The organism is Ectobacillus funiculus (genome assembly GCF_004138295.1).
GTDB lineage: Bacteria > Bacillota > Bacilli > Bacillales > Bacillaceae_G > Ectobacillus > Ectobacillus funiculus.
The window spans coordinates 1-10,555 of the sequence record NZ_SCFM01000095.1 but is presented as its reverse complement, the minus strand read 5'-3'; the positions used below and the strand labels follow the sequence as shown (position 1 = coordinate 10,555).

Genomic DNA, 10,555 nt, shown 5'->3' with positions numbered 1-10,555 from the left:
TGGAAAGCTATGTAAAATCAATGGACGCATACGGAAACGCTCTAATTCGTCGTAATAAATAAACTTCTTCACTTAAGACATCAAAAATGAGGAGTAAATCATAATGACTTCTTTCTATCATAAGATTCACTAGCCGATTCATGAAAATAAAAACGTGAGTCGGTTTTTTTATGTAAAAATACTTCTGTATAGAAATGGACTTTTCGGATTCTCTACTGATCCAGTTTTATTTAACAGATTTTCAGGAAAGAAGCCTCCCCCCTCAACGTGTTAATGTTTAAGTGGTGGGTAGTTGACCTCCGTCCATTACAAAAATAAAAAAGCCTATCCGTAATCATTGTTCCAAAATAAAAAGAGAAGGTAATACCCTTCCCTTTCATTCCAATTATTTTTTTCTTACATTAGTAGCTTGAGGTCCACGATTGCCTTGCTCAACATCAAATGTAACTTCTTGACCTTCCTCTAATGACTTGTACCCTTCACCTTGAATAGCTGAGAAGTGAACGAATACGTCTTCTCCACCTTCACGCTCGATAAATCCAAAACCTTTTTCGCTGTTAAACCATTTTACTTTACCGTTTTCCATGAAAAAAATCCTCCTACCATGTACCTTTATGTACATATCCATTTTCGACCATTTTACAAGTAATAAAAAGAGCTAAAAAAACTGCAACCTCTGAGAGTTTTAACCTTGCTCCCCCCTGAAGTTACAGCTTATTTAAATCTCTATGATATTAACAGTAAAATGGTTTAACTTCACTATAGCACTCTACCAACAGAAAAGCAAAAATCATTTTGTTATTACGTTTTATCCATCGTTTCCATAACGAGCGAAAGCAGAAATAAAAGTAGTAGCTATATATTTTCTGTTTTACTGAATTTCTTTTACAACCTGTACCTCAGTTCGTTTAACTAATTTTACATCCCAATTTCTATCCTTGTTTTTTATTTCAATCATACCATTTTTGTAATCGTGAATGACTGTGTATATATCTCCTTGAAAGCTAACTCTTTCCTTAAACAATTAGGTATCCCCCAATTTTGTATTTTCTATCTGAAGAAGATTATAACAGAGACAGAAGATAAGGACTGCGTTTTTTATGAAATGCAGGAAATCAAAGAAATAGTCACCTTATTAAGTGACTATTTTTTTGATACGTATGTACCTTCTGTCCAGTCTATGAATTTTCACGTTATGCATGATTTTATACAGTGTAGAAATGGCAAAGGTTGTGGCAAATTTGCCATTTTATTTCCCTCCCTGAAATTGTATAAAATCCTGTATATTTTGTGATCTGAAGAATACAGTGAAAAAGAGTACAACACCGTGTATTCACCTATCTTCAAATAAAAACTCCCCTCTGAATCGGCGGAATGAGGGGGGTTTTTATTTGATTATGAGCTCATTGTTTTTTCCAAAACTCCCGCCATTTTTTGTTGGGTGGCTGCTATCATTATTAGTTTATGTATATTGCATAACCAATCTGGTCATTTTAAAAGTTATAAATCATATTAGGAGTGGTAATAGTGAAAAAGGTTAAGTATTTAGTAATGGCTTTTTTACCAATTCTCTTACTGTTTGGTTGTGCAGCAAACCAAAAAAACGAAGCGATGGACAATCGCGATAACAATAAAATCCGAAATGTTCAATACAGGCAGAATGATGTCAATATAAACAAAAACAATGATTTTGATCGTAATAACGAAACTCGAATGGAAATAGCTGATGAAGCTGCTGATCGGATAACAGAACTAGACGAAGTAAAGACAGCAAACGTTATTGTTACAAACCGAAATGCCTATGCTGCAGTTGTTTTACGCGATAGTGCAAAAGGCGAAGTAACCGATCGTCTCAAAAATAAGATTGCAGATAAAGTAAGGGCTACAGATCCGAATATTCGGAACGTATATGTATCATCAAACCCTGATTTTGTTAAACGAATGAAGGATTACGGAAAAAGAATTAAGCAAGGTGATCCGATAAAAGGTTTATTTGAAGAATTCAGTGAAACAGTTCGAAGAGTATTTCCTAATGCACGTTAAAAAAGTGTGATTGAGCTATCAGGATATGGATGAGGCACACAGATTACATTTCTGTGTGCCTCATTTTTACTGCCACCACTTTTTTTGCTGTGTGGCCGCTATCAGTTTTTTGGTCTCCTGAGTTTCACGGATCATAGTCATTAGATTTTGGTCACGTTCATCTATTTTTTGGAGTAATACTCTTTGAAATTCTTGTTGCTGTCTTTGCTGTTCAGTTAGCCATTCCTTTAAGCTTTCCTCGTGTTTTTTAAGTTGTTCAGCTACCCTTTCAGCAACCAACTCCTGAACAGTCATCTGAACACAAGGAATGGCAAGGGCGGGGCTCAAACTTCCAATTAGGTAATGGCTTGAGGATCTTTAAAATTTTTGTGTGATATGGGGCAATCCCTAAGGAATACCTATAGCATAAGGACGGAATACCCTACCATTCTAGTCTGCCCTTAGTCTCTAAATATGTCTATAAAAGTGAAAAAATTGGTGACGAAACCATAACAGAAAATATGCAGGATTTTATGCAAAAAGTAGGGAGGATTGTCAAAAGATCAGGAGGTCAAAAGCCGCGCCGCTAGGGCATTGCATAAAATCCTGCATACTTGATAATGTTTGAGATTGCGAGAAACCCAGTGTTGGCGCGGATGCCCGAGGGAATCCCTCGCCATTTTACTTCCGATAATGAGGGATTATGTTAACCTGACATGAATGCAGTATGCATCTTTGTTTTTTACGAGAGGGGTAGCATCAGAAAAATGCGGATTTACAACGTTAAGGAATTTTCCTTCTAAGCAACGATTTTGGATTGAATGACAGATATGAGATTATACGGGGCGTAGAAAAACGCCGGTGACCTTAAGTAGGTGACCGGTGTTTCCATATTAGCGTTTCGGCATTTTGCTCTCATCCATGTACAACAGGTTCCAGCGGTGACCGTCCAGGTCGGCAAATCCTGCGCCGTACATCCAGCCATCAATTTCACTCGGCTTGCCAAAGATGCTTCCTCCGGCAAATTCTACTTTTTGAATAAATGCATCTACTTCTTCTCTGCTTTCAGCGCCAATGGAAAATATTACTTCCGCGCTATGGGAAGTATCTGCGGTTTTTGAACCTGTAAATTTCTCAAACGCCGCATCCGGGAACAGTAGAATCGTTGTTTGTCCTATGGCAAGCTTGGCTCTCTCGTTACCAACGCTCACCGCATGGAATCCAATCTCATTGAAAAAGGCAGTTGACCTCTCAACATCTTTGACCGGCAGGTTAATCCAAATCTCCTGTGACATGGCTGTAGCCTCCTGGAATATATTTTCAACTACTCCTACTATACTCTACTTCTGGCAACAGAAGCGAATCTTATAAAAGAAACCTTATCAAGAGTCAACTCCACTAAAAAAGAGCATAAAACAACAGTAAGCGACCTCGTCATCCATATTGGAAGGACAAGGTCGCTTACACTATTTCTTCATTCATTACATTGAAATCCTTTCACTGATTTTTCAATCTCATAATTAAAAAAAGATGGGTTGTGGCGAGGAAAAACATTGCCTGAAAAAGTTCTAGGATCTTCTCGTACCCAGCGTATGGATCATCCGCCTTCGCCTTTCGTTACTCCGGTGGTATCACCCTCTTTTTCAATAGATCTTAGTTTTATACCCTGTACATCATTCGTACATTCGCCTTACTCTATCCCACTGGATTCACCTTCTTTTTAAGATGGATGTTTGACTTGTGTTTATCATACACCCAGAGTCGAACCTTGTAAATACTAAAAATTATAAATTTTCTAAATATTATGACTATTTGTAAATAAGTGGTAAAACAGGTAAAAACAGCATGGGATCTGTTGTATTTTAAAGTTCTGTTTTCGGATTTTATGTTAACTAAACAAAGAGCTCTATCAAGGCCTCTTTGTTTTCTTTTATTTATAGGGGTGTTCTCTTTTAATGATTGGAGGACAAGATTTTGGTAGTGTCAATGGTACCGGACCGGGCCCGAAAGGGAACGGGAGGATAGGGAATTGACACGTTCACTTCACCAAAAGCCTCTTGAAAAAAACCGAACCTCGTTCGGTTTGCGCCTGCCGAAGGGGCAGCCCTTCCAAGATTGGAAGGGTGGGGTTGGTTGATTTTTTTTATTGCGATCCAACGGGCTGCCGTTGGTCGTGGGGTGGTGGGGGAGCGAAATCCCCCGCGGTCTTGCCATGCGTGCATGGCTCGGCGGAAGCCGAAAAAAGGCGTCGCAGACCCCACACTTTACGCAGTAAAGTATAGTGGGTTATACTTTACATGGAAGTTTTTGCCGAAATCTAGCCCCAAAATAGAGGGTGAAACGAGGGGGTCTTATGCACTCCAAAACGGTCGAGATTGCGTTAGAAGACTTTGATAATATTAAAGTACTAGCAAGGGCCTCAGAAACGCTTAGAGACGAAAATAAGAGCCTTAAAATCAAAAATGAAAAGTTGCAAAGTGATAAGGACGCTGTGTCACTTGAAAGAGAATTGTTAAAGAGTGAGAATAGCGATTTAAAAAAAGACAAAGAGGAACTGCAAAAAGAGAATGACTTTCTGAAAAGAACACTGGAAAAGGTTAAAGAATTTTATAAGGAAAAAATTCCTGAATTCGCCATCAAGGCTGGCTATATCAAGGCTGGTATATTAGATAAAGCAAAAGAGAAGCTATTAAAGAAGTACTTTGATAAAGACGAAATTGAAGGGGCTCAAAAATTCGTAGCAAAAAAACAAGAGCAAATGGAAAAAGAGAAACTAGAAAAGCAACAAACTCGAAGTCGAGATCGAGGAATGGAGAGATAGTTTAAGATTTTATAAAAAAAGCCTAGCAGTTTTGCTAGGCTTTTTTCGATTTTGCGATAGAGAAATCTTTTTTTTCTTATCTTGAATTATTAAAACCGTTTATACACAAAACAAATAGGGTTATACACGGTGTTATGGACGGATTGTCGTTCAAACAAACTTTAATTTCACATACTGTAATTGAAATTTTATAAGCAGGAAATAACACCCCCTGGACGTTGATGTTATCCGGGGGAAGGTGCTTTCTGCTTACGGTTGGGAGATTTGATCTAAATACTTCTTTACCTTTTGAAGGGCTTGCTCTATTTTCGGCACCCGTTGTTTTACATCAGCTATATACTTTTCTTCTCCATCCATTGGGGATGCTTTCCCGTCCAACAAAGCATTGTGTACGTTTTGCATTAAATTACCTAAATCAATAGTCTTTCTCATTATGAATCCCTCCTAATTTTGATGTGCATACCGTTCAGTTAGTGGTATCAGCATTATGTCCACTCCCCTGGCATTTAAACACTAGCGATTCCCTAGTCCTTTCCTGTATCATAACGGAAGGATAACGCCCTATAGCAACCGAATAACAGACTTGTGACGGACATAGGAAGGGGAGGGATGAATGGAACAGACATACTGGAGTAAGGAAGTTTCTAAGTTACTACAGATCGCAGATAGCACATTAAGAAAGTATTGTTTAGCCCTGGAGGAATCTAATTACCGCTTTGAGCGTGGCATAAATAATTCTAGGATTTTTTATAACAAAGACGTTCTGTTATTACAAAGGGTCATAGCAGCGATGGAGAAGAAGGGAATAACGCTAGAACAGGCAGTAAATGTAGCAATGGCAAGCGATACAGCCGATACCGTAGCAACCGATGTTACGGAAGAAACGCCTACTATAACGCCTCATAACAGTGCTATGACGGACGATAAAACACAAGAAATATTACAAGCTATGTTTCTTGAAATGGAGCGTATGCGGAAGGAGCAAGGCGCCCTAATCGAGCATGTGAAGCGTTTAGAGGATCAGCTAGAAAAAAGGGAAGCCGGAAGGGATGCTGCACTTATGGAATTGATACGAGATACACAGGAAACAAAACGCCTCATAGCAGCCGAAGAACAGAGGCGTTCTAGCCAATCCTTTTGGGCGAGACTGTTCGGGAAGTAGGGATGCCCTTGAAGAGCATAAGGGATTTCTGCTATCACATAGGGTGATAGACTAGGCAAAGCCTAGTGAAAACGTGATATCAATAAAAGGGGATGAATGTCCCTATCGTGTCCCCATGAAAAAAAGCCTTCCCATTGATTCGGGAAAGGCTTCTTTTTCATTATTGCTTTTGAACGTTAACAGCTTGTGCTCCACGATTACCCTCAACGATTTCGAATGTAACTTTTTGACCTTCTTCTAAAGTTTTAAATCCTTCACCTTGGATAGCAGAGAAATGAACGAAAACGTCTTGTCCTTCTTCTGTTTGGATAAATCCATAACCTTTTTCACCGTTAAACCATTTTACTGTACCTTGTAGCATGCTGTTTCCCCCTGTGTGGATGATTCCACATTATATTATCATTCTTGTTCTTTCACCGAACAAAATAGTTAACTTTATTATACTTTATCATTTTCCGACAGAAAACCCCCGCTTCAAGCACGTGATGGGCGTAGCCCAGTGGTAAGTGGGGGATGAATGTCGGCTAGGCAACCGCCTAGCATGTTTGATGAATAGGGAAATGCAACTGGACAAACGTACGTTCTTTTGGTAAAATTACCAAAATAAACCAAAAGGGAAAGGGGACTACTGGAAGCAATAGGGTGCTTTGACAAGGAGATTCAAAGCGCTTCACCCGCATTTGTTCTATCATGTGTTGAGACAGACCAATCCACTATTCAGCGAAGAGATTTGCACCTATGGGCTGATCCAACCAGAACGTGATGTTTTGTAGAAGTATGTACCAAAAGTTTGGTTAGAAGAAATAGAAACCTGACCTCGTTTGGAATGGCGCAGCCTGTTCTTGTATCACCACCATTTTGCTGCAAAGGCCAGAGGATCTAGCTCCAGAATGGTGGGCGCATTGGTGCAAGAACATCGCAACACGTATAGGGTAAAAAAAGAGAAGCAGCTATCACTCCTTGTAAGGGACAAAGTCACCTCGGTGATTTTGCTCCTTACAAGGAAGTGTGAGCTCTCCCTATTTGCTCTATGAGAAGCCTGTTGAACGGCTCTGTATTTCGCTTCCTAGGAAGAAGATACGGAATCTCCCACCTCAAGGAGCGTTAGCGAGTAGGTGGGGGTAGTTCAATACAGTTTAAACCAGGTATTACAAAACATTGGAAACGCACAAAAAGCCTTCCTTGTTAGGGATGGCTTTTTTTTATTGCTCTTCATCATCTACATAAACAATTAAATCACCAGGTTGTTTTATAAAATGCGAGGGGGTTGCTAGTCTAGCAGCTCCTTCCTCATATTTTAATTGAACTAGATTGGAAAACAATGCTAAGCTAAGATTAGGAAAAATACATACGCAAAAATGAAAAAAGCCCTTTACCTGTATCAAACTTGGCGGAATGTTCAGGTAAAAGGCTCCCGTAAGAAGCTTAAAGGGCATAGTATACCCTTTTTTAAAACTATGTTATTAGCATCATATTAGCACATAGTTTTTTAGAGGGTCAACTCTATCCTTTCGAGACTTCTTGCCATTTTTCGTAAATTCAAATGGAAAAGAGGTCTTTTTATTATGAATCAATTAAAAGCTATGGATGAAATGAAAATGCAAATCGTTTGGGGAAAATACAATGTGTATTTTAAAGAGGGATTTACTCCAACCCCTAACTACCTTGCTAAAAAATGCAAGGCTTTAAATATTACAAATGCAGAGTACCGATTGCTCACAATCATTTTCGGTTATGGCGGGAAAGATGGAAATGCATTTCCTTCACAAGAAACATTAGCAAAAGACATGGAAGTATCATTACGGAATGTACAAAAATATTTAAGCAGCCTTTTTGAAAAAGGGTATTTGGATATTATCAATGTGACCGATAAAGAAACAGGTGTACAAAGACCGAATCATTATGACCTAACTCCATTATTGGTAGCACTGGAGAAGTTATATACAGAGGAACACGGCGAACAGGATGTTTTGAAGAGAAAAGATATAGTAGCGACCAAAAGAACGAGAAAATCAGAGAAAATCGATGAAAAACACGATTCTAATTACCCTGTCACAGAAGGACAGGGTAGTAAACAATACCCTGTCACAGAGAGACAGGGGGAGGGTGTCTCTGAGTATCACCCAAATAGAATAGGTTTAAAAGAACCTTTAAAAGATTTTGAAGAAGAAGAAGTATTACCTACCGTTATCACGGAGGCTGATATTCTTTCTTTAGTGAATGCTAAAATTGCAGAACGTGAAATTACTAACCAAAAGACTATCAAAGCTATTTTAGATGTAGCTGCTAACTGTAAGCAGATAGGCGGTACAGATTGGGAGAAGGCACAAAACTACGTGATTAGCATAGTTGAGGATAAGATGAAGTCATTTGGGCAAAAGCAGCGCCAGAAGAATCAAGGCGGTAGCAATCGCAAGTCAACGCGCAAAGAGGATTTATCCGAAGATGTGAAACAGCAATTAGCGGAACAAGCAGGTGAAAAGCAGCAGCAGCAAGATAATACCGAAGATCTATTAGCTATTCAGCGGCAATTAGAGGAAGAAATGAAGATGTACCAAAAGGAGACTGCTAACGCATAACTTTCATACGCCTGTAATCGCCCGATAAGCTGTTTTAACGAAAAATACATAGGAAACTACTACTCTATTCGATAAGATGCGCTAACGGGCTTCCTGTGGCTTTAAATGACTTGAATGGAAGGGGGGAGCTTATATGCACTTTGGTCACAGGTTGCGAATATGCAGAGAAAAGAAGGGACTTAAACAAGTAGAGGTTGCTCAGATTATCGGCGTAGCAAATAATACACTATCCGGTTACGAATCAGGAAAATATGAACCGAGCTTAAGTATGTTAATTAGACTTGCGGAGCTTTACGAAGTACCTATAGAGTACATTATTTCGGGCGTTAAAGTTTCTAAGTCAACCAGTCCCGATATGCAGGACTTACTGGGAGACATTTCGCAGCTATCGCAATCAGACATAGAACTAATAAAAACCTTAGTAGAGCGATTGAAGCAAAAATAGACTTTGAATATTCGTATTCTAGCTTCGGAGTAAACTAGCCTACTGACGAAGCTATGCTATTAACATTCCTAGAATATGGGCAAGGGCTTGGCTTTTATTCCGACAACCTGTGACGTTTATAAATTCCGAAGGAGGGCTAAGAATGGTTAAGCCAATGGACGTAACCAACGCAATAGTAATAGACCGAAAGGTTTTAGAAGATGAAAATAGACAGCTTTTCGTAGAGATGCACAACATTATTACGAATTATAAGGGGAAGGATTGGCAGCTCGGAGTTACAGAAAAACTTAGCGTTTATTTAGCATACCTGAAGATTTTAGGAATTAAGAAGAAGGAAAGCCCGCAATTCAAAATAATAAAGAAAGCATACAAGAAGCGTATTGAACTAGAGGGTAATCCAATGGAGGAGCTATCCAAGCAGGATAGCAGCGCATAGGGTTTGGCTTTTATTCCGATATTTTGTGCCTTTCATAACACTCACTTACTATTTAACTCTCTATATTAGGGGCTCAAAATCACACAAGGACCAAGTAGTATTTTTGAGAAACCCACTCAAAAAATCTCCACCTTGGCTCTCGCCTCCTTGCATGATTTTGTTCGGCTCGTTTTGGCTCTTTCGCCAAGCCGGCTAACCAAAAGCAAGATTCGGGTTATCGGCTTGCACGAGCAATTATACGAGCCGAACCGCCAGATTATCCGTCTGTTGGTATTGCCCCCTCCCCTTATACCTACACGCTCATGTGGGGGCCTTGCCCCACACCCCCCCGGCCATCCCCTGCCCAAAAGCAAGGGAAGTGCTAAAACCTAATAAAAAGTACTCTTAAAAAAGAAGGAAATACTGTAGGTTTTGTCGAATGTTTTGTATACAATTTTAACAGAAATGTATTGAAAAATATTCTAGATGTATACCATAATTTGGACTATTTTATATGAACTTACTTTTAGTTATTATTTAATCTACTTACTATTTAACTTTAGACAGAAGGATTGCCACTATGATTAGTCTTACAAATTTAATTGAAACAAAAAGAGAGCAACTATTCTATTTAGGGAAAGTATATGGACTAACCCACCCTAAAACGATCCAATGTAGTCAACAATTAGACGTATTGATAAATTCCTCTCTAAAAAAACAAAGCACAGAGATAAAATTACAGGCAAATTTTTAAAAGGATATATCTTTATTAAAAGATGTATCCTTTTTTGTATACTCCATTCATATTCAGTGAACAGAATCACTCATGACCCACACACCCCCAGCCAGTCTCTGCCCAAAAGCAAAGGAACAACCTTTTATACTCTTCTTCTATCTTTCTGAAAAAATGGCACCCAAAATGTTTCTAAATGTACCTAACCTGTCGTATTAGTAGTTCAAATGGAAGAATTATTCGCTTTCATTTTCATTGTTTCCGTTACCATGAATATATAGCTGATTTGCCAAAAAAACATAAAAAATATACAGTGTAATCAATTACATTAAGGAGGTAAATCAAATGAAAAAACTTTCAAATTTCGTCGCTTCAGTA

General features: G+C 38.8%; 13 protein-coding genes and 1 pseudogene. 7 read left to right on the top strand and 7 right to left on the bottom strand.

Translation table 11 applies throughout. The features are described from left to right. Positions 1 to 7: 7 nt before the first annotated feature. The 3 genes from EP737_RS26690 to EP737_RS25860 all read right to left on the bottom strand — a co-directional run bounded on the left by EP737_RS26690 (position 8) and on the right by EP737_RS25860 (position 1,024). Entirely contained in the window at positions 8 to 142 is a 135-nt protein-coding gene (locus EP737_RS26690; RefSeq protein WP_281278931.1) for a hypothetical protein, read from the bottom strand. A gap of 243 nt (positions 143 to 385) precedes the next feature. Continuing rightward, complete coding sequence (locus EP737_RS24550; RefSeq protein ID WP_129731955.1) at positions 386 to 586, bottom strand: cold-shock protein; 201 nt, start codon at positions 584 to 586, stop codon at positions 386 to 388. 285 nt (positions 587 to 871) lie between these two features. Next, complete coding sequence (locus EP737_RS25860) at positions 872 to 1,024, bottom strand: hypothetical protein (protein ID WP_165350923.1); 153 nt, start codon at positions 1,022 to 1,024, stop codon at positions 872 to 874. A gap of 500 nt (positions 1,025 to 1,524) precedes the next feature. Between EP737_RS25860 and EP737_RS24545 the strand changes: the two genes are divergently transcribed. Then, on the top strand, positions 1,525 to 2,043 hold the full coding sequence (locus EP737_RS24545) for a YhcN/YlaJ family sporulation lipoprotein (protein ID WP_425455964.1): 519 nt from the start codon (positions 1,525 to 1,527) through the stop codon (positions 2,041 to 2,043). Between the two features lie 66 nt (positions 2,044 to 2,109). Here EP737_RS24545 and EP737_RS24540 read toward each other — a convergent pair. Together EP737_RS24540 and EP737_RS24535 are read right to left on the bottom strand one after the other, a co-directional pair. Beyond that, positions 2,110 to 2,337, bottom strand: a pseudogene (locus EP737_RS24540) (DUF3967 domain-containing protein); the annotation flags it as partial. A 578-nt stretch (positions 2,338 to 2,915) separates the two neighbouring features. After that, complete coding sequence (locus EP737_RS24535) at positions 2,916 to 3,317, bottom strand: VOC family protein (RefSeq protein WP_129731953.1); 402 nt, start codon at positions 3,315 to 3,317, stop codon at positions 2,916 to 2,918. A 1,058-nt stretch (positions 3,318 to 4,375) separates the two neighbouring features. On the opposite strand from EP737_RS24535, the gene EP737_RS24530 reads away from it, so the two are divergent. Continuing rightward, the gene (locus tag EP737_RS24530) at positions 4,376 to 4,843 is read left to right on the top strand and encodes a hypothetical protein (protein ID WP_129731951.1); all 468 of its coding nucleotides are present in this window, start codon (positions 4,376 to 4,378) and stop codon (positions 4,841 to 4,843) included. 249 nt (positions 4,844 to 5,092) lie between these two features. On the opposite strand, the gene EP737_RS24525 is transcribed toward EP737_RS24530, so the two are convergent. After that, positions 5,093 to 5,275, bottom strand: coding sequence for a hypothetical protein (locus EP737_RS24525; protein ID WP_129731949.1), 183 nt, complete (start codon positions 5,273 to 5,275; stop codon positions 5,093 to 5,095). Positions 5,276 to 5,456: 181 nt separating this feature from the next. Here EP737_RS24525 and EP737_RS24520 point away from each other — a divergent pair, with 181 nt between their 5' ends. Next, positions 5,457 to 6,005: a DUF3967 domain-containing protein gene (locus EP737_RS24520; protein WP_129731947.1), complete on the top strand. Its 549-nt coding sequence runs from the start codon at positions 5,457 to 5,459 to the stop codon at positions 6,003 to 6,005. A 160-nt stretch (positions 6,006 to 6,165) separates the two neighbouring features. Here EP737_RS24520 and EP737_RS24515 read toward each other — a convergent pair whose 3' ends face one another. Further along, a complete protein-coding gene (locus EP737_RS24515; protein WP_129731945.1) occupies positions 6,166 to 6,366 on the bottom strand; it encodes a cold-shock protein in 201 nt (66 codons plus the stop codon). A 1,204-nt stretch (positions 6,367 to 7,570) separates the two neighbouring features. On the opposite strand from EP737_RS24515, the gene EP737_RS24510 reads away from it, so the two are divergent. The 4 genes from EP737_RS24510 (at position 7,571) to EP737_RS26685 (ending at position 10,198) form a co-directional block, all read left to right on the top strand. Further along, complete coding sequence (locus EP737_RS24510; RefSeq protein ID WP_129731943.1) at positions 7,571 to 8,584, top strand: helix-turn-helix domain-containing protein; 1,014 nt, start codon at positions 7,571 to 7,573, stop codon at positions 8,582 to 8,584. Between the two features lie 133 nt (positions 8,585 to 8,717). Further along, positions 8,718 to 9,029 (top strand): helix-turn-helix domain-containing protein, encoded by a 312-nt coding sequence (locus EP737_RS24505; protein WP_129731941.1) that lies wholly within the window; start codon positions 8,718 to 8,720, stop codon positions 9,027 to 9,029. Positions 9,030 to 9,171: 142 nt separating this feature from the next. Further along, entirely contained in the window at positions 9,172 to 9,465 is a 294-nt protein-coding gene (locus tag EP737_RS24500) for a hypothetical protein (RefSeq protein ID WP_129731939.1), read from the top strand. A gap of 559 nt (positions 9,466 to 10,024) precedes the next feature. Further along, complete coding sequence (locus EP737_RS26685) at positions 10,025 to 10,198, top strand: aspartyl-phosphate phosphatase Spo0E family protein (RefSeq protein WP_129731937.1); 174 nt, start codon at positions 10,025 to 10,027, stop codon at positions 10,196 to 10,198. Positions 10,199 to 10,555 lie beyond the last annotated feature (357 nt).

Excerpts from the sequence above, each read along its gene's own strand:
- EP737_RS24525 (WP_129731949.1), bottom strand. The coding sequence starts at position 5,275 with ATGAGAAAGACTATTGATTTAGGTAATTTAATGCAAAACGTACACAAT.
- EP737_RS24520 (WP_129731947.1), top strand. The coding sequence starts at position 5,457 with ATGGAACAGACATACTGGAGTAAGGAAGTTTCTAAGTTACTACAGATC.
- EP737_RS24500 (WP_129731939.1), top strand. The coding sequence starts at position 9,172 with ATGGTTAAGCCAATGGACGTAACCAACGCAATAGTAATAGACCGAAAG.
- EP737_RS24550 (WP_129731955.1), bottom strand. The coding sequence starts at position 586 with ATGGAAAACGGTAAAGTAAAATGGTTTAACAGCGAAAAAGGTTTTGGA.
- EP737_RS24530 (WP_129731951.1), top strand. The coding sequence starts at position 4,376 with ATGCACTCCAAAACGGTCGAGATTGCGTTAGAAGACTTTGATAATATT.
- EP737_RS26685 (WP_129731937.1), top strand. The coding sequence starts at position 10,025 with ATGATTAGTCTTACAAATTTAATTGAAACAAAAAGAGAGCAACTATTC.
- EP737_RS24535 (WP_129731953.1), bottom strand. The coding sequence starts at position 3,317 with ATGTCACAGGAGATTTGGATTAACCTGCCGGTCAAAGATGTTGAGAGG.
- EP737_RS26690 (WP_281278931.1), bottom strand. The coding sequence starts at position 142 with ATGAATCGGCTAGTGAATCTTATGATAGAAAGAAGTCATTATGATTTA.
- EP737_RS24505 (WP_129731941.1), top strand. The coding sequence starts at position 8,718 with ATGCACTTTGGTCACAGGTTGCGAATATGCAGAGAAAAGAAGGGACTT.
- EP737_RS24510 (WP_129731943.1), top strand. The coding sequence starts at position 7,571 with ATGAATCAATTAAAAGCTATGGATGAAATGAAAATGCAAATCGTTTGG.
- EP737_RS24515 (WP_129731945.1), bottom strand. The coding sequence starts at position 6,366 with ATGCTACAAGGTACAGTAAAATGGTTTAACGGTGAAAAAGGTTATGGA.